This is a genomic window from Exiguobacterium sp. SH0S1, assembly GCF_004337165.1.
Lineage (GTDB): Bacteria > Bacillota > Bacilli > Exiguobacteriales > Exiguobacteriaceae > Exiguobacterium > Exiguobacterium aurantiacum_A.
The window spans coordinates 154,767-171,669 of the sequence record NZ_SJVC01000004.1; the positions used below are offsets into that span (position 1 = coordinate 154,767).

Here is a 16,903-nt window from a genome sequence, read left to right on the forward strand (position 1 = left end):
TTCCTCCTCTTCTGTTTGAGATGAGGCCCCCCAATGCTTAAAAAAACGCAAAGCGAGGGCATCGGCAACAAAGCCGACACCCTCGCTGGATGTTCCGTCTTTCTTAGCCGACTTGGAGCGCTCCATACGTAATATATGTATGGCAGTCTGACGGGTGTTTCCCGTCAGCCCAGCATAAAGTCAGAGACATGACTTTACACTTCGGCGATTCTGCCTTTCTGTAGTCTTCACCGTTGTCATCCTCGGACTACTTACTCATCAGCATCGCACCTCTACCTCATCGATAGCACGAATATTCATTTAAAGTTACGTCTAAATTATCATAGGTTACAGTAACATATCAATAGTTTTTTTAGTCACGGACGATTTGTTTTAATACAGCGAGCGCGGCTTGGTCGTTTGACTCAACGGCTTTAAAGAAATCACTAAAGAAATGATAAAGCACGAACCGTTCGGCATGCGATGACGTATGATCTTTGATCGTCAATAAAATCAAACGGCGCAACCGTCGCTTCGTCTGCGTCTCGCTAGGCAATTCTTCACATCGGTCCTTGAAGGCACGATACACAGAATTGATCAAATCCTCATGTTCATCATACGACCGGTTGTAAGCAACTTGTTCCATCTGTTATATCCCCCCTTTCAATTTGTACCGATGAAACTTGTTGTAACTATATCAACTTAAGCGCACGCATTCAATCGTTTCGGGTTGGTCTTTACGAAAATCATACGTTAGACCGAGTCAATTTTCGATAAATGAGAACGTCGTCACATCAAACAGTCCCATGTCCGTCAACTTCAAGTCGGGAATGACGGGAAGTGCCAGGAACGACATCGTCAAATACGGGTTGAAGTGACGGTGAGCCCCGACGACGTCAAGTGCGTCGTTCAGCTGTTCGAGCACGTCTGCGACTTCATGATACGGACGCCTCGTCATGAGCCCCCCAATCTCGAGCGGCAAGACGGCAAGCACTTTCCCTTCCGAGACGGCGACGACACCGCCACCGACCTTCTCGAGCGTCTCTGCAGCCAGTAACATGTCTTCCGGGCTGACACCGGCGATGACAAGGTTATGGCTGTCGTGGGCGACAGTCGCTGCGAGCGCACCACGTTTGAGTCCAAAGCCCGTCACCGGTGCGAGCGCCATATGGCCCGTCCCGTGATGCCGCTCGATGACGGCGAGCGTCACGATGTCCTCGTTAAGATCAGCGCCCGATTCATCCGGATTGAACACGTGGCGGACGTGCTTCGTCAACAGGCTGTTCGGCAACACTTGAATGACGTCGACCGCTTCTTCCTTGATCGGCAAGCGGAACGAGTCAGTTGTCAGGTCCGGGAGTTTGAGCTCACCTTTCATCGGCTTCGGCACTTCAATCCCTTCGGCCTCGAACGTGGCTTTCCCCGCTCGAGCGACTACTTCACCATCGACGTAGACGGTTTCGATGTTAACCGATTCGACGTCTGACAAGATAACAAAGTTCGCTTTCTTGCCCGGCGCGATCGCACCGACGTCTTTCAAGCCGTATGCTTCGGCCGCATGAAGGCTGGCGATGGCGTATGCTGTCTCCGGCTTGACGCCCTGACGGATTGCCATGCGGATGTTATAGTCGATACCACCTTCTGCCACGAGATCATCGAGGTGCTTGTCGTCCGTACAGAACAAGAAGCGGTGGGCGTTACTTTCGGTGATGGCCCGACTCACTTTTTCGACGTTTCGCGCGACCGAACCTTCGCGAATCTGGACGTAAAAGCCACGACGGACCCGCTCGATCGCCTCTTCTGCCGTCGTACATTCGTGGTCGGTCATGATGCCGGCTGTCCGGTACACGTTCAACTGATCAGGATTGAGGCCTGACGCGTGACCATCGACGACTTTTCCCGCGAGTTCCGTTTGTGCGATTTTTTGGAGCATGTCCTCGCTTCCGGCTTCGACCGATGGATAATCCATCACTTCCCCGAGACCGTGCACCCCTGGGTCTCCTAAAAATGGCGCAAGGTCTTCAGCGTACAGTTTGGCGCCCGCGTGTTCGAACGGCGTCGCCGGGACGCAGCTCGGGAGCATCATCCGGACGTCGAGCGGCAACCCGTTCGCATCGGCAAGCATATACTCGATCCCGAGCGCACCGTTGACGTTCGCGATCTCATGTGGGTCGGCGATGACCGTCGTCACACCGAGCGGCAGGACTGCTTTCGCAAACTCATGCGGAGGGACCATCGACGACTCGATGTGAACGTGTGAGTCGATGAATGACGGAGCGAGCGTCCAAGACGGGTCATGATATTCCGTCTCCCCTTCGTAACCTTCCCCGATGGCGACGATATAGCCCGAGTCGATGGCGACATCGGTGCGAATCGTCTCGCGGCTATAGACGTCGATGACCGCTACGTCCTTAAAGACGACCGCCGCTTTCTTTTTCTTGGCGGCAATGTCGATCAAATATTGTTTTTCCATCTGTCTGTCTCCTTTTGCAACGTATTTTACCTATCTTATCAAGAATAATCTTTCGGGTGCAATTTCTTTTTGTAGTTGTGCGACAATGAAAGCATATCTAATTGAAAGGGGTTACACATATGCAATACAAATTAGGAGACCTGATCCCACAAGTCGACGAGACGGTATTCGTCGCGCCTGGCGCCCACGTCATCGGTGACGTCACGATCGGAGCCCATTCCGGCGTCTGGTTCAACACCGTCATCCGTGGAGACGAGGGTCCGATCCAGATCGGCGCTTACGTCAATATTCAAGACGGGTCGATGATCCATCAATACGAAGGATCACCGACAATCATCCATGACCGTGTCTCGATCGGTCACATGGCGATGATTCACGGGTGTGAGATCGAGGAAGGCTGTCTCATCGGGATGCATGCGACCGTGCTTGACGGTGCGAAAGTCGGGAAAGGCTCGTTCGTTGCCGCCGGCGCCCTCGTCACACCGAATATGCAAATTCCGGAAGGTGTCATGGTCATGGGCGTACCAGCCAAAGTCGTCCGTCCGCTCAATGACGAAGACCGCTTCATCATGGAACGGACCGTCAACAAGTATGCGAAGCGGGCTGAGCAGTATTTGAACACGTGTGAACCGTTAACACCGACACAAAGTTTGTGAAAGCGTTTACAAGATTCATAAATTGTTAACGATTACCCCGATTTTTCTTCATGTTTCCCTTGTATACTGAGGATGTAGTCAAGCCGACGTGTTGAAAGGGGCCAATTGTATGTATCCAAACCATGCACAACTCATGTTAGACCTGTACGCCTCGTCCATTAACCCGAGCTATTGCCTTCACATCGATGATTCGTTCGATGATACGCTAAAAGGTACACATCGAGAGGTTTGGGAACGGATGCAATCGGATAATGACATAGAAGAAGAAACTCAAACTGGGGGAAAATAATTACCATGATTCCGACGAATGTCATTCAAAACTGGCTTGCTGGCAAGCTCAAAAAATAAACTGAGACGTTTTTAAACGTCTCAGCCTGTTTATACATCCAGCTCGAGTGCGGCCACGCCGTGCTCGAGCTTTTTCATGTTCACTCGAAGATCGTCAAACACGCATCAAGCGACTGCCGCGCCTTCGTCGGCGGAACGTCTTCAAATCGTCCGAGTTGGAGCAGACCGACGAACGTCTCCCCGTCCGCCCCGATCATCTCCTGCAGGCGAGCGTCTTCGAAGATACCGCCCGTCCGCCAGACGAGCCCGATGTTTTGCTCGGCACAGAGCAAATGGAAGTTCTGGATGAACGTCGCCGTCGCGAGCAGTGCATCCTTTTGCCCTTTCTCCGTCTCAAACGGCTTCGTCGTCACGTACACACACGCCGCCGCGTTGCGGATTCGTCCGGTAATCTTCTCTCGCTTGGCCTCAGGACCGTTTTGAAACGCCGGTTCGAGCGCGTCTAACAACACGCCTTTCCCGTCTCCATTGAACAAATAAAGATTCCACGGCTCGACTTTGTTATGAAACGGCGCTTGGTGGGCCGATGTCAGCAACTGATACAGCAATGCCGTATCAAGCGGTTCCTCTACAAACATCCGAATCGTCCGCCGCGACTCGATCAACTGTTGTCCGACTGTCTTCTCCATTAGAAATCACTTCCCCTGATGTAGTCTTTTTCATCATAAGTGAAAACGGTTCTCACGTGTAGCAATTTGACCGAAAAGCATGGGAACTTGGTAGCTCATCGTCCCGTATATAGAAATGACTAGACTGTTCTTTTGATTGAAACTTGCACTCCGTTTGAAGACGATACAAATAAGGAGAGGATCACCGTGACCCCACGTTTCAAATCGTTTCTATTATGTACGCTCTCGTTCGTCATCTTTACAACAGCATGTCAATCCGCGACATCGTCACCTTTGACGATTGACATGAAGAGCGAAGAAGAACAACGCCAAATCGTAGACAACTTCGCGTTCGAAGATTATAAAGCACTGTTTGACGACGTCATCACCGAAGCAAACCAGTTCGACGTTGAGGAACCGCTTCGAAAGTGGGTAATTCGGACATTGTCCCAAGAGAAACTGTATTATGAAACCGACTTGACGGATGAACAAGTCATCACGCTCTCAACGGAAGCGATGAAGCATGACATCGCATGGAAAATGGTCGCAAAAGAGCAGTACAACATTCACGTAACGGAAGAAGAAATTGACCGTTACATTCAACAAGGACCGGACCGGAGTGATTTACCGAGTCATCTCGCCTACGCGAGCGCCCTCGGCTTGTCGCTGCAACAACTAAATCATCAGTTCGATCGAGACCTTTATGAAAAGAATACGATTTGGCTAAAGTTGAAACTTGAGTTGGAAAAGAAGTACCAGACAGACGACAACAACGAGCTCGTTGATCGTTATGAAGCGGAAGTCAACGCACAACTAGATTAACCTGATAGATCGACTCGATAAAGTCGCATCGGTCGTTCATACGAAAAGGGGTTCAGTCGTGTTTATGACTGAACCCCTTTTCTTTATCTACCTACAAAATTATGTCGATTGTCCAATCACTTCACACGCGACCAAGTCTTCGAGTGTCTGTCTGCGGACGACGAGACGATGTGTCCCGTCTTTCACGAACACGACGGCCGGGCGGAGCATTTGGTTATAGTTGCTCGCCATCGAGAAGTTATAGGCGCCTGTCGCTTTGACGAGGAGAAGATCCCCGGCTTCGACCGGCGGGATGAGCGAACGGTTCGAGATGATGTCTCCCGACTCGCAGCATGCCCCGACGATCTTCGCTTCAAGCGTCTTCGCTTCATCCATCCGCGTCGCCGCAATGACGTCATATTCGGCATCATAGAGGGCAGGGCGGATGTTGTCTGTCATGCCGCCGTCGACCGAGACGTATGTGCGGACACCGCTCACGTCTTTGACCGTCCCGACTTCATACAGCGTCGCACCGGCGTTGGCGACGAGCCAACGTCCCGGCTCGATGCCGATTTTCGGGAGCGGTAGACCGAATCGCTCCACTTCTGAAACGAGCGTATCCATCACTTGCGTCATCGTAGCGGCAAAGTCGAGCGGGTCGTCCGTCTCGAGATAGGCGACGCCGAAGCCACCGCCGATGTTCAACACATCAGCCGTAAAGCCGGTCTCCCGACGAATCGTCTCGATGAAGTTGACCATCGTCTTGACCGTATTGATGAACAGCGTCGGTTCTTGAATCTGTGACCCGACGTGACAATGGATCCCTTTCAGATGAAGACGTTCCGTCGCGAGTGTTTCCCGAACCGCTTCGAGATACGTGTCGTCATGCGTCGGGAAACCGAACTTCGTATCGACCCCACCCGTCTGGATCGCCTCGTGGGCGCCTCCGACGACTTGCGGGACGATGCGGAGCAAGACGTCGACGTCGACATCATGCTTTACGGCGAGACCCGAGAGCAGACCGATCTCACGCATGTTGTCGATCGTGAAATGGGTGATGCCGTTCTCGAGCGCGAACGAGATGTCTTGCACCGTCTTATTTGACCCGTGAACGTGAATCCGGTCAGCCGGGACACCGGCATGGAGCGCGACGAACATCTCACCGCGTGAGACGACGTCGATGCTCAAGCCCGCCGTCATGACTTTCTCATACACGGCCGCGATCGACATCGCCTTTGACGCATAGAGCGCGTACGTGTTCGGATACTTATCTAAAAATGCGCTCCGGACGAGCCCGAGCCGAGTTTCAAGTTCTGGCTCGCTCATGATATAGAGCGGTGTCCCGTACGTCGCTTGAAGTTCTTGGACGGATACGCCCTCGATCATACAAACGGATTGGTTGCTGGTGTACATAAAATGCCTCCTTCAAAGCGATGCGGGACACGCCATGAGCGTGCGCATAGTTGTTCCGAGTTGTTGGCGTGCCCGGTCCGGGTCACGTCATCGATCTTCGTCTCATTACCGTACAGCTCGACCCGGTCACCGATTTGAACCGTCTCGTCGACACGGAGGAAGCTGTGGCTCATGAAAATATTGCTGACGAACGGGAACGCCCGTCCATTAATGTGGACCGGCAAATGCCGGCGGGCCCGCATCAAGCCATCACCATATCCGACTGACAATACGGCGATCCGCTCTTTCGACGGTGCCGTGTAGCCCGTCCCGTAGCCGACGTGTGCGCCGGCCTCGATGTCGTGCACGGCAACGACTTCCGTCTCCCAATGAAACGCCGGGACGAGCCAATCGACCGCCTCGACCGATGAGTAGCCGTAGAGAAAGATTCCGACCCGGACGTGCGTGCAGTGCCCGAGACGCGGATCGGCTTGAAGCGTCGCCGCGCTGTTGGCGGCATGGACGACTTCAAACGAATGCCGTTCGATCAGACGCGTCGACCAGTCGGCAAACCGTTCGACATGGACGCTGTGCTCGATTTCGGCGTTATCGGCGTCGGCGAGCGGAAAGTGTGTGCATAAACCGACGAGATTGAGCTTTTCATCTTGGCAGAACGCTAAGATGGCGAGCGCTTCTTCGAACGTCTTCGCACCGAACCGGTTCATGCCGACGTCGAGCTTCAAATGAAGACGGACGCCGTCGAGCTCATGGCGTTGTGAGACGAGCCAATCGTACGAACCGATTGCTACATCGAGGCGATGGGCATGGACCGCTGCCCAATCATAGACCGGGTTCATGACCAAGACACGCGCCTCTTCCGCATGACTCCGCACTTCTGTCGCTTCCTCGAGCGTCGTCACCATGAAGTGACGCACCCCCTCTGCGTACAGTGTCGTCACAACTGGCTCCATCCCTAAGTTATAGGCGTTGTTTTTCACGACGGCAAACACCGGTCGGCCGAGTGCCTCGATCCGACGTTTGTTCTCGCGAATCGCGTTTAAGTCAATTGTGACTCCCATACACATTGCTCCCTTATTCTTTGACTGCTTCTTTGACGAACGTGATCCAATCGCGATGTGCCGGGATCAGTCCCGTCACGGTCTCGCGGTAACGGGCGAGCATAGTCGTTGCGACCGTCTGAACCCCGCCGCCGATCGAGATATTGTCGACTTCGATGACACTCGTCACTTCAGCTGCTGTACCCGTCAAGAAGATCTCATCTGCTACATACAATTCGTCACGTCCGATATGGCGCTCAATGACCTCGAACCCTTCTTCACGGGCAAGATCGATGACCGTTTGACGCGTGATGCCGTCGAGGACAGAACAGTCGAGTGACGGTGTGAAAATTTTATTGCCTTTGACGAGGAAGATGTTGGCGACGCTCGCCTCGCTGACGTTTCCGTTCATGTCGAGGGCGATCGCTTCGTCATACCCGTCTCGGACCGCTTCTCCTTTAAGGAGCTGCGAGTTCATATAGTTGGCTGCCGCTTTCGCTTGCATCGGCATCATCGTCGACGAGACGCGGCGGTATGACGCGACTTTCGCCCGGATACCGACCGTCTTGCTGAAATATTCGCCGAGCGGCCAGCATGAGATGGCAACGTGTACTTTCGTTTCCTGCGTCGGCATGAGTGCCTGCCAAGGTGTGCCGAGGAAAACGAATGGACGGATGTAACACGCTTCAAAGCCGTTGCGTTCGATCAATTCGATCGTCGCTTGTTCGAGCTCGTCGACCGTGTACGGTAGTTCGACGTGATAGTAAGCACACGAACGAACGAGTCGCTCCAAGTGTTCACGGAGTCGGAAGATGGCTGGACCTTCCTCTGTGTGATACGCCCGAATTCCTTCGAAGAACCCGCTACCGTAGTGGATCGCGTGCGTCATGATACTCGTGTTCGCGTCACTCGGCTCGATCCAAGCCCCGTCTTTCCACATCCATTGTCCATATTGTTCCATTGTTCAACTCTCCCATTCACTTTTGATATTTTCTGTCTATTATACGTTACAGGGAGCGTAAGTCATCCACTAGTTGTGTTTTTTCTGCTGTTTTTTCATCTTTTTGCTTGATGACACGGGCTGGCGTGCCGGCGACGACACTTCCTGCCGGGACGTCGACTGTGACGACACTGCCTGCTGCGACGACCGCATTCTCGCCGACACGGACACCTTCTAAGATGACCGCGTTTGCACCGATCATGACCCCGTCTTCGATGATGACCGGATCTTTTGAAGGCGGCTCGAGGACACCTGCGACGACTGCGCCAGCGCCAAGGTGGACGTTTTTACCGAGTGTGCCGCGGGCGCCGATGACGGCGTTCATGTCGACCATCGACCCGTCACCGATGACGGCGCCGATATTGATGACCGCCCCCATCATGACGACGACGTTGTTGCCGATTTGAACGTGGTCACGGATGAACGAACCTGGTTCGATGCGGGCGTTCAACTTCGTCGTGTCAAGCATCGGCACGGCGCTGTTGCGGCGGTCGAACTCGAGGTGCGAGTCGGTGATGACTGACGCGTTCGCTTCAAGGAAAGCGGCTGCACGTTCAGCCGTCGTGAGGAATAATTTCGACTCGTCTGTTCCGAATGCTTTTGCTTCTTCGATTGTTAGACCTGCCAACTGACCGTTGACGTACAATTTGACTGGCGTTTCTTTCTTGGCATCTTTAATGTATTGTGCGATTTCATAAGCGTTTGTGAGTAACATGAGTGGCCTCCTCGTATAGGTTCGTTAAATTGTATAATCCGGCTGGGCGGTCGAGAATCGTCGCCGCCGCAGCGAGTGCCCCGTTCGCGAAGACGCGTTTCGACAGGGCCGTATGTTTTAATTCAAGCATTTCATCGTCTCCGGCGAAGAGCACCGTATGCTCACCGAAGATCGTACCGCCGCGAACCGAGTGCATACCGAGTTCGTCGGCACCTCTCGCCTCACGGCGTGACGCACGTTCGTACACCGGCGTCACGTCCCGCTTCGCCTCGATGGCACGGGCGAGCAGTTCAGCCGTCCCGCTCGGCGCGTCGACTTTTTTACGGTGATGCGCTTCGATCACTTCGATATCATAACCAAGCGTGAGCGGCACGAGCTGGTCAAGCAACTGCTTCAACAGCGCAATCCCGTAAGACGTGTTATACGACTGGAAGATCGGGATCTGTTTCGATGCGTCCTCGATCTTTGCCAGTTCCGCTTCCGAGAAGCCCGTCGTCGCGATGACGAGCGGGATTTGTTTGTCTTTCCCGAACGCGAGCACGTCATCAAGCAGCGCCGGGTTCGAGAAGTCGATGACGACGTCGATCGCGGCGTCAACTTCTTTCAGTGAAACAGGATGATCGCCGCCCGCCGGTGAGACGATGGCCGCGACGTTCAAGTTTTGAGCGAGCGCGACTTCTTCAACGATCTGCCCCATCGCGCCGTATCCGTGAATTAACAAGTTCACTGTCTCACCTCATTAAACTGCTCCATCGCCGACAACAGACGTGCCTCAGCCGTCGCGCTCATCGGAACGAGCGGGAGGCGCGGCGAGCCAAATTCGAAGCCGCGGGCGTTAAGCGCCGCCTTGACCGGGATCGGGTTCACTTCGGCGAACAGTTCATCGATGACCGGAAGCAAGCGGATCTGCCATGTGCGGGCCGTCTCTAAATCTCCGGCGAGAAGCGCTTCGGCGAGCGCGACCGTCGCTCCCGGATACACGTTCGAGAGCACCGAGACGACACCTTGGGCGCCCCATGCCATGTACGGCAGGATTTGGTCGTCATTTCCGCAGTAGACTGGGAAACCTTCCGGCAAGTGGGCCATCATTTGCGCCATCACCGAGATGTCCCCGCTCGCTTCTTTCAACGCAGCGATCTGTGGGTGTTCGGCGAGTTCACCGACCGTTGCCGGATCGAGGGCGACGCCTGTCCGTGACGGGACGTTGTAGAGCATGAGTGGAATCGGTGACGCGTCGGCGATCGCCGTGAAGTGGGCGATCAGCCCCGCTTGGGTCGACTTATTATAGTAAGGCGTGACGACCATCGCCATCTCGGCACCAAGTTCTGCCGCCCGTTTCGTCTTGGTGATACTTAACGCCGTATTGTTCGACCCTGTCCCGGCGATGATGACGGCACGACCGGCGGCGACTTCGATCGCCTTCGTGAGGAGCGTCTCGAACTCTTCGTCCGTGATCGTCATCCCTTCGCCTGTCGTCCCCCCGATGACAAGACCGCTGACGCCTTCTTTGATTTGATCTTCAATCAATGCTTCCCACGCTGTGAGATTTAACTGACCGTCCGTTTGGAACGGTGTAGCGAGTGCTGTAGCGACTCCTGTAAACATATGATTTCCCCCTTATTTCGTAGCGACTTGCCCGATCATGCACTGGGCGATTTGAACGGCGTTCGCCGCCGCCCCTTTGCGAACGTTATCGGCGACACACCAGAGATGGAACGTGTTCGGTTGCGACTCGTCGCGGCGGACGCGACCGACGTACACTTCGTCCGTCCCGTTCGCATCGAGCGGCGTCGGGTAGACGAGCTCGCTCGGGTTGTCCATGAGGACGACGCCTGGCGCGTCACTGAGGACCGCCTTCACTTCCGCGAGCGTCGCTTCACGATCGAGCGTGACCGTGATCGAGACGGCGTGGCTGTTACGGACCGGGACGCGGACACACGTCGCCGTCACACCTAATTCTGGTGCGTTCAAAATTTTGCGTGTCTCGTCGATCATCTTCTGTTCTTCTTTCGTGTAGCCGTTCTCGAGGAAGACATCGATATGCGGCAGCACGTTATCGTAGATCGGATACGGGTAGTTTTGCGGCTCTTCACCGCGGGCGCCCCGTTCGAGGTCTTCGATGCCTTTTTGTCCCGAACCGGAGACGGCTTGGTAAGACGTATAGGCGACACGCGTCAATCCATACACTTCTGCGAGCGGTGCGAGGGCGACGACCGATTGGATCGTCGAGCAGTTCGGATTGGCGATGAGCATCTTGTCTGGGCCCAGTTCGACTCGGTTCACTTCTGGTACGACGAGCGGGATTCCTTCTTGCATCCGGAACGCGCTCGAGTTATCGATGACGATGACCCCTTGTTCACTCAAACGCGGTGCATACTGTTCACTGATGCTACCACCGGCCGAGAACAAGGCGATGTCGATCGCGTCTGCGTAAATCGCGTCCGACAGTTCACGGATGACGATGTCGCGACCGTTCACTTCGACTGTTTTCCCAGCCGAGCGGGCTGACGCATATAGTAATAGTTCGTTGATTGGAAACTCATATTCTGTGAGCACGTCGATCATTTTTTGACCGACGGCGCCTGTCGCACCGATGACGGCAACGTTATACATGGTAACTCCCCCTTATAAATGGAAACGCTCCGCGATGGCCGCGACCGCCGCTTCGACGTCTTGATCGTTAATCGTGTAAGAGATGCTGATCTCTGAAGTTGTGACTTGATAGAACGGGATTCCGCTCTCACGGAACGTGGCGAACAATCCGGCTGCGACACCGGTCGCGTCGCGCATGCCGATCCCGACGACCGAGATTTTCGCATGTTCGGTATGACGGTCGATTTTAATTTGTGGGAACGCCTCCGTCAGTTCGGCGAGCGCTTCTTCGAGGAACGCCTCCTCGTCAAGTGGACAAGTGAACGACAGGAACACTTCACCGTCGAACGCTGTCTGACTGATCATGTCGATATTGACGTGACGCTGTGACAACTTCTCGAAAATATCGGCAACCCCTGCCACTGAATGCGGAATATGTTTGATCGAGACGCTGAGCACGTTTTTCACGACGCTCACGCTCGTCACCGCTTTTTGTTCCATCGCCTGTGTCATATCCATGATCCATGTTCCTCCTTCGCTCGATAGCGTCTTCCCTACAAAGATGTTCACATCATATTTTTTGGCCAGCTCGACGCTGCGCATTTCCATCACTTTCGAGCCGAGCGCGCTCATTTCCATCATCTCGTCATACGAGACGGTATCTAGGCGACGTGCCGTTTTATGGATACGCGGGTCGGCCGTATAGACACCGGCGACGTCCGTATAAATCTCACAACGTTTACTGAGGACGGCGGCAAGTGCGACGGCTGTCGTATCCGAACCACCGCGTCCGAGCGTCGTTACATCCCCGAACTCGTTGACGCCTTGGAAGCCGGCGACGATGACGACGTCATTCGTTCTGAGCCTTTCTTCCAACACTTCTTTCCGGATCGCTTTGATCTTACTTTTCGTGTGAATGCCCATCGTATCGATCCCGGCCTGTTGCCCCGTGAGCGAGATGGCGGCGACGCCTCGTGAGTTCAAGGCGATGCTGAGTAGACTGATCGTCTGTTCTTCTCCGACGGCGAGCAAGCGGTCGAGCTCACGAATCATCGGACGCTCTGTAATTTGTTTTGCGAGTGACAGGAGTGAATCGGTCGTTTTCCCCATCGCGGAGACGACGACGACGAGTTTCTCGCCAGCGACGACTCGTGTCTGTAAATATTCAGAAATTGCCTGAATCTGTTCGATTGTGGCAACAGAACTTCCTCCAAATTTTAGTACGGTTGTCATCAGGTTCCCCACTTTCATGATGTCGACCAACAGAAAAAGCGGCAGACCGGTAGGAAGCACTCTCCCTACGGTCTGCCGCTTGTACGCGCAGTTGAAAAACGATTAAAAAATCGTTCCGTAGATAGCGCTCCATGGCATTTCATCCATGGCAGTGTAGGCGTTGTTCACGACTACCCCAGCCTTCGTTCGTACGCATGCGAACGTTGACTTCGGCGAATTTCCCCTTTCGGCTCGATCCGGAATGCGTCCGTTTCAATCAAGCTTACTCATGTCATTCGCAACCTCTATCTGTCAGTTGTTAGTTTTAGTTATAACAAATGCTTCCCGGCTTGCCAACCTTTTTTTAGAAAAAAAGAAACTTTCTAAAAATAATCACCACGACTTCTTCATCATCCGATGCGGGATATCGGCGTCTAAAAACTCATCACCGAACGTCGTATAGTCGAGCCGTTCATAGAACGGGAGCGCCGTCAGTTGAGCGCCGAGCTTCAACTCATGCAGCCCGCTCTCGCGCGCCACATCCTCGATTTCGAGCATCAGCTTTTTCGCATATCCGTTCCCTCTCGCCGATGCGAGCGTGGCGACCCGTTCGACTTTGCCGACACCGTCTCCGATCGGTCGTAGCCGTGCCGTCGTCACGGGCTCCCCGTCTATCATCCCGACAAAATGGATACAGACTGGATCGAGGTCGTCATATTCGAGCACCGGGTCAATCCCTTGCTCGCCGATAAAGACAATCTCCCGTACGGAACGGGCTCGTTCGATGAGCGACGTGTCGTTGCCGTGTTCAATCGTCAACATGACACCACTCCTTCCTGTAACCGTTTGACGACTTCTGCCGTGGCCCGTTCTAGGTCGACGATCGATTCGAAGCGGGCTTGGGCTTGTTTATGACTGCCACCGCCCCGACCGATGCCAAGGTCGTCTAACGTCCGTTTTAAAAACTTGCCGATGGCGATGTCATGCGTCCCGTCATGCATGAGTAACAGTTTTTGTCCGGTATGATTGGCACCGACGGCAATCCGTCCGGTCGCCGCGATCCGTTCGACGATCATCGTCGTGAGCGTCTCCGCCTCGGTCTTGCCGATGTGCGTGATGACGTAATTGTCCTCTTGTAAGAATGCTGCGACTTTCGCCTTGGCGACCCGGGCCTCGAGCACCTTCACTTCTTTTTCACGTTCGAGTCGCGCCGTCCGCTCTTCGGCGACACGGGCCGCGACCGTCTCGTTCGTCGTCGACAACGTTTGATGGATCGCCCGTAGCGCGGTGCGCGAAGATTGGATGACCGTTAGTGCCCGCATCCCTGCGATATACGTCAAACGAACGTTCCCCCGCACTTTTTTCATCGAGGTCACTTTAATGATCCCGAGCTGGCCGGTCGTCGACACATGCGTCCCTCCGCAAGCGTTATAATCGAGTCCATCGATTTCGACGATCCGAATCGTGCCGGTGCGATCCGTCGCTTTACGTAACCGGTCATGCTCGACTTCGCCATCCTGTAATTCAAAAATGTGAATCGGTCGGTTGTCGAAGATGATCTGCTGAACGTCACGTTCTAACGTTTCGATTAACTCCCAATCGAACGATTCGGCCGCGATCTCGATCGATGAATCGTCAGCACTGATCCCAAAACTGAGCGTCTCGATACCGTATCGGTCTTCAAGCAAGGCCGTCAGCACGTGTTGCGCCGTATGTTGGATCGAGTGGTCGTGACGTGTCGCTGCGTCGATTTGACCGATCACTACCGTTGCTTCGTCGATTGGCTCGTTGACGAGATGCCACACGGTCGAGTCGTCACGTTGCACATCTAAAACGGCTTGTCCGCCAATCGTCCCTGTATCGGCCGGTTGTCCGCCACCTTCCGCGTAAAAATGTGTTGCTGCAAGCGCGATCCACGTGCCCCGCTCATCTTCCCGCTGCGCTGTCACCGTCGTTTCAAATTGCCATGAGTTCATATTGGTCGCCACCTTTTCTGCATGATATGTTCAGACAACTAGTCTGATTTGGTCTATAATAAGTAACACTTACCCTTAGGTCAGGAGCGATATGTATGTTACAGATTGATAAAAAGTCCCCGCTACCTATTTATTATCAAATCGAAGCTTATTTAAAGCAACAAATAGACGCTGGCGAGCTCCAACCCGGCGAATCGATCCCGTCCGAACGGGAATACTCGGAGCGGTATAACGTCAGCCGGATGACGGTGCGCCAGGCGATCACGAACCTCGTCAACGCCGGTTATTTGAGCCGTCAAAAAGGACGTGGTACGTTCGTCGCCAGTAAAAAGATCACGATGGCGTTGTCCGGTTTGACGAGTTTCTCAGAAGAAATCAAACACCGGGGCATGCGCCCGTTCAGCCGTCTATTGTCATTCGACACGATTCCGGCCTCGAATAAAATCGCGCAGAAATTGAATGTCGCAGCCAGTACGCCGGTCTATGAGATGAAGCGTCTCCGACTCGCCGACGAGGACGTGCTCGCTTTAGAGACCGCCTATATCCCGGTCGCCTTATTGCCCGAACTGACCGAGGCAGATGCCGTCGGCTCGATTTATGAGTTCGCCGAACAGTCCGGACTGCGTTTGAAAAACGCGACACAGACGCTCGAAGCCCGAAGCGCCGGACCTGTTGAAGCGAACCTGCTGACCATCTCCCCGAACGCGCCCGTCCTATTGATCGACCAACGGACGTATCTCGAGAACGGTGACATGTTCGAATACAGTCGTTCTTTGTTCCGCGGCGATGCGTATTCGTTCACTGTCGCGATGGAACGCACCTAAAAAAATGGTTTGCCCCGCTGAGGGCAAACCATTTTTTTATTGGGCTTCGTATGTGATGCCGGACGGGTCGAGCATATAAGACTCGAGCTCCGTCTCCGTCATCGCTTCGACTTCGTTGCCGGAATCCGCTTGTTGCACACGGTACCGGACCTCGTCGAGCAACGGCTCGTTCAAGAAGTAATAGAAGTGGCCGTCATTGCCACGCGCACCTTCTCCGGTCAATTGATATTGAACCGTGTTGTTAAGGGCACTGACGTCTTCGATCAAACGCATATAGTCGTTCGGTCCAAGCGTCGTCTGCATATTGTCACCGACCGATTTGAGCACTTTATCATAGTTGTTGATCAATGACGTGCCGAGCGACTGCTCGAGCACGGCGTTGATGACTTCCATTTGACGTTGGCCGCGCCCGATGTCCCCGCGCGGGTCGTCATAGCGGTTTCGGACATAAGCGAGTGCTTCTTCACCCGACAACTGCTGAAGGCCGGCTTCGACTTGGACGGCTTCACGGGATGCGTCATAACTCTTCTGTTCAGACGAGAACGGAACGTCGATTTCGACGCCTCCGACAGCATCGATGAAGTCGACGAATCCTTGGAAGTTGAGCGACACGACGTGGTCGATTTCAACACCGACTAGGTCTTCAACCGTATTCGTCGACATGCGCATACCGTTGTTCGGATCCGACTCGTCCATTGATCCGAAATAGTAGGCGTGCGTGATTTTGTCTTGATCGAGACCGGTCTTACCGTAAGGGATATCGAATCCTGTGTAATCGATATTGACGTACGAGTCTCGCGGAATGCTGAGCATCGTCGTCTGCTTGTCTTTCTTGTTCAAAATGACGACAATCATGACGTCAGAGCGACCGAACTCCCCTCGCGCTTTCTTTTGCGGGGAGAGGTCGGTCCCGAGCACGAGGAAACTTTCGGTGTCCTCTTTATCAAACCGGGTCGGTTCGATCGTCGGATCGTCCTCGAGCGTCACTTGTGTGCCGGACAACATGTTGTGCGCTTTATAAAAAGCCGCCCCATACATGCTAGAGCCGACGATGACGGCAATGAGGATCAGCGAGCTGAACACTTTATAAAACGTAGACGGACCTTTACGCCGTCTACGCGCCTGGGTTCTTGAGTTCATGTTTTTCTCCTTCACGGTCGAATGATACGAGCTTCACTTATTATAGAGGAATCCTCGAGTTTTGTCGAAAACGTTTTGATGACAAACTCATTTCCATACAATTTCCCATAATCGCAACCAAAAAAACCT

At 53.9% G+C, this 16,903-nt stretch carries 17 protein-coding genes and 2 riboswitches; of the genes, 3 read left to right on the plus strand and 14 right to left on the minus strand.

Annotated features, from left to right (window positions below; all coding sequences use genetic code 11):
- Positions 1–107 precede the first annotated feature (107 nt).
- A riboswitch (Lysine riboswitch) is annotated at positions 108–283 on the minus strand.
- A 69-nt stretch (positions 284–352) separates the two neighbouring features.
- The gene (locus EVJ20_RS11420) at positions 353–625 is read right to left on the minus strand and encodes a hypothetical protein (RefSeq protein WP_070328841.1); all 273 of its coding nucleotides are present in this window, start codon (positions 623–625) and stop codon (positions 353–355) included.
- Between the two features lie 117 nt (positions 626–742).
- Positions 743–2,452, minus strand: a complete 1,710-nt coding sequence (gene ade, locus EVJ20_RS11425; RefSeq protein WP_131465750.1) for an adenine deaminase — start codon at positions 2,450–2,452, stop codon at positions 743–745.
- A gap of 119 nt (positions 2,453–2,571) precedes the next feature.
- Between ade and EVJ20_RS11430 the strand changes: the two genes are divergently transcribed.
- Positions 2,572–3,108, plus strand: coding sequence for a gamma carbonic anhydrase family protein (locus EVJ20_RS11430; protein ID WP_070328839.1), 537 nt, complete (start codon positions 2,572–2,574; stop codon positions 3,106–3,108).
- Between the two features lie 428 nt (positions 3,109–3,536).
- Here the strand turns inward: EVJ20_RS11430 and EVJ20_RS11440 are convergent, their stop codons facing one another.
- On the minus strand, positions 3,537–4,085 hold the full coding sequence (locus EVJ20_RS11440; protein WP_131465752.1) for a nitroreductase family protein: 549 nt from the start codon (positions 4,083–4,085) through the stop codon (positions 3,537–3,539).
- A 186-nt stretch (positions 4,086–4,271) separates the two neighbouring features.
- Between EVJ20_RS11440 and EVJ20_RS11445 the strand changes: the two genes are divergently transcribed.
- Positions 4,272–4,886, plus strand: a complete 615-nt coding sequence (locus EVJ20_RS11445) for a hypothetical protein (RefSeq protein WP_131508230.1) — start codon at positions 4,272–4,274, stop codon at positions 4,884–4,886.
- A gap of 99 nt (positions 4,887–4,985) precedes the next feature.
- Here the strand turns inward: EVJ20_RS11445 and lysA are convergent, their stop codons facing one another.
- The 10 genes from lysA to EVJ20_RS11495 form a co-directional block, all read right to left on the minus strand.
- On the minus strand, positions 4,986–6,278 hold the full coding sequence (gene lysA, locus EVJ20_RS11450) for a diaminopimelate decarboxylase (RefSeq protein ID WP_236633752.1): 1,293 nt from the start codon (positions 6,276–6,278) through the stop codon (positions 4,986–4,988).
- Positions 6,248–7,336, minus strand: a complete 1,089-nt coding sequence (gene alr / locus EVJ20_RS11455) for an alanine racemase (protein WP_131465756.1) — start codon at positions 7,334–7,336, stop codon at positions 6,248–6,250. Before alr ends, lysA begins: the two co-directional genes overlap by 31 nt.
- Positions 7,337–7,349: 13 nt before the next feature.
- Positions 7,350–8,276 carry a branched-chain amino acid transaminase gene (locus EVJ20_RS11460; protein WP_071399081.1) on the minus strand — a complete coding sequence of 309 codons (927 nt, stop codon included), beginning with the start codon at positions 8,274–8,276 and terminating at the stop codon, positions 7,350–7,352.
- Positions 8,277–8,322: 46 nt separating this feature from the next.
- Positions 8,323–9,030 carry a 2,3,4,5-tetrahydropyridine-2,6-dicarboxylate N-acetyltransferase gene (dapD, locus tag EVJ20_RS11465; RefSeq protein ID WP_070328832.1) on the minus strand — a complete coding sequence of 236 codons (708 nt, stop codon included), beginning with the start codon at positions 9,028–9,030 and terminating at the stop codon, positions 8,323–8,325.
- Positions 9,008–9,757 carry a 4-hydroxy-tetrahydrodipicolinate reductase gene (gene dapB / locus EVJ20_RS11470; protein ID WP_070328831.1) on the minus strand — a complete coding sequence of 250 codons (750 nt, stop codon included), beginning with the start codon at positions 9,755–9,757 and terminating at the stop codon, positions 9,008–9,010. Before dapB ends, dapD begins: the two co-directional genes overlap by 23 nt.
- Positions 9,754–10,635 (minus strand): 4-hydroxy-tetrahydrodipicolinate synthase, encoded by an 882-nt coding sequence (gene dapA, locus EVJ20_RS11475; RefSeq protein WP_070328830.1) that lies wholly within the window; start codon positions 10,633–10,635, stop codon positions 9,754–9,756. The genes dapB and dapA overlap by 4 nt, the downstream gene beginning before the upstream one ends.
- Before the next feature lie 12 nt (positions 10,636–10,647).
- The gene (locus tag EVJ20_RS11480; protein ID WP_131508232.1) at positions 10,648–11,643 is read right to left on the minus strand and encodes an aspartate-semialdehyde dehydrogenase; all 996 of its coding nucleotides are present in this window, start codon (positions 11,641–11,643) and stop codon (positions 10,648–10,650) included.
- 12 nt (positions 11,644–11,655) lie between these two features.
- The gene (locus EVJ20_RS11485) at positions 11,656–12,855 is read right to left on the minus strand and encodes an aspartate kinase (RefSeq protein WP_070328972.1); all 1,200 of its coding nucleotides are present in this window, start codon (positions 12,853–12,855) and stop codon (positions 11,656–11,658) included.
- A gap of 114 nt (positions 12,856–12,969) precedes the next feature.
- A riboswitch (Lysine riboswitch) is annotated at positions 12,970–13,150 on the minus strand.
- A 77-nt stretch (positions 13,151–13,227) separates the two neighbouring features.
- A complete protein-coding gene (locus EVJ20_RS11490) occupies positions 13,228–13,656 on the minus strand; it encodes a GNAT family N-acetyltransferase (RefSeq protein WP_131508234.1) in 429 nt (142 codons plus the stop codon).
- On the minus strand, positions 13,650–14,810 hold the full coding sequence (locus tag EVJ20_RS11495) for an alanyl-tRNA editing protein (RefSeq protein ID WP_131508236.1): 1,161 nt from the start codon (positions 14,808–14,810) through the stop codon (positions 13,650–13,652). The genes EVJ20_RS11490 and EVJ20_RS11495 overlap by 7 nt, the downstream gene beginning before the upstream one ends.
- Positions 14,811–14,905: 95 nt before the next feature.
- Here EVJ20_RS11495 and EVJ20_RS11500 point away from each other — a divergent pair, with 95 nt between their 5' ends.
- Positions 14,906–15,634: a GntR family transcriptional regulator gene (locus tag EVJ20_RS11500; protein WP_070328826.1), complete on the plus strand. Its 729-nt coding sequence runs from the start codon at positions 14,906–14,908 to the stop codon at positions 15,632–15,634.
- A gap of 36 nt (positions 15,635–15,670) precedes the next feature.
- On the opposite strand, the gene EVJ20_RS11505 is transcribed toward EVJ20_RS11500, so the two are convergent.
- Positions 15,671–16,774, minus strand: a complete 1,104-nt coding sequence (locus tag EVJ20_RS11505; RefSeq protein ID WP_131508238.1) for an LCP family protein — start codon at positions 16,772–16,774, stop codon at positions 15,671–15,673.
- Positions 16,775–16,903 lie beyond the last annotated feature (129 nt).

Coding starts and splice junctions, on each gene's coding strand:
- EVJ20_RS11420 (WP_070328841.1), bottom strand. CDS start 625: ATGGAACAAGTTGCTTACAACCGGTCGTATGATGAACATGAGGATTTG.
- ade (WP_131465750.1), bottom strand. CDS start 2,452: ATGGAAAAACAATATTTGATCGACATTGCCGCCAAGAAAAAGAAAGCG.
- EVJ20_RS11430 (WP_070328839.1), top strand. CDS start 2,572: ATGCAATACAAATTAGGAGACCTGATCCCACAAGTCGACGAGACGGTA.
- EVJ20_RS11440 (WP_131465752.1), bottom strand. CDS start 4,085: ATGGAGAAGACAGTCGGACAACAGTTGATCGAGTCGCGGCGGACGATT.
- lysA (WP_236633752.1), bottom strand. CDS start 6,278: ATGTACACCAGCAACCAATCCGTTTGTATGATCGAGGGCGTATCCGTC.
- alr (WP_131465756.1), bottom strand. CDS start 7,336: ATGGGAGTCACAATTGACTTAAACGCGATTCGCGAGAACAAACGTCGG.
- EVJ20_RS11460 (WP_071399081.1), bottom strand. CDS start 8,276: ATGGAACAATATGGACAATGGATGTGGAAAGACGGGGCTTGGATCGAG.
- dapD (WP_070328832.1), bottom strand. CDS start 9,030: ATGTTACTCACAAACGCTTATGAAATCGCACAATACATTAAAGATGCC.
- dapA (WP_070328830.1), bottom strand. CDS start 10,635: ATGTTTACAGGAGTCGCTACAGCACTCGCTACACCGTTCCAAACGGAC.
- EVJ20_RS11480 (WP_131508232.1), bottom strand. CDS start 11,643: ATGTATAACGTTGCCGTCATCGGTGCGACAGGCGCCGTCGGTCAAAAA.
- EVJ20_RS11485 (WP_070328972.1), bottom strand. CDS start 12,855: ATGACAACCGTACTAAAATTTGGAGGAAGTTCTGTTGCCACAATCGAA.
- EVJ20_RS11490 (WP_131508234.1), bottom strand. CDS start 13,656: ATGTTGACGATTGAACACGGCAACGACACGTCGCTCATCGAACGAGCC.
- EVJ20_RS11495 (WP_131508236.1), bottom strand. CDS start 14,810: ATGAACTCATGGCAATTTGAAACGACGGTGACAGCGCAGCGGGAAGAT.
- EVJ20_RS11500 (WP_070328826.1), top strand. CDS start 14,906: ATGTTACAGATTGATAAAAAGTCCCCGCTACCTATTTATTATCAAATC.
- EVJ20_RS11505 (WP_131508238.1), bottom strand. CDS start 16,774: ATGAACTCAAGAACCCAGGCGCGTAGACGGCGTAAAGGTCCGTCTACG.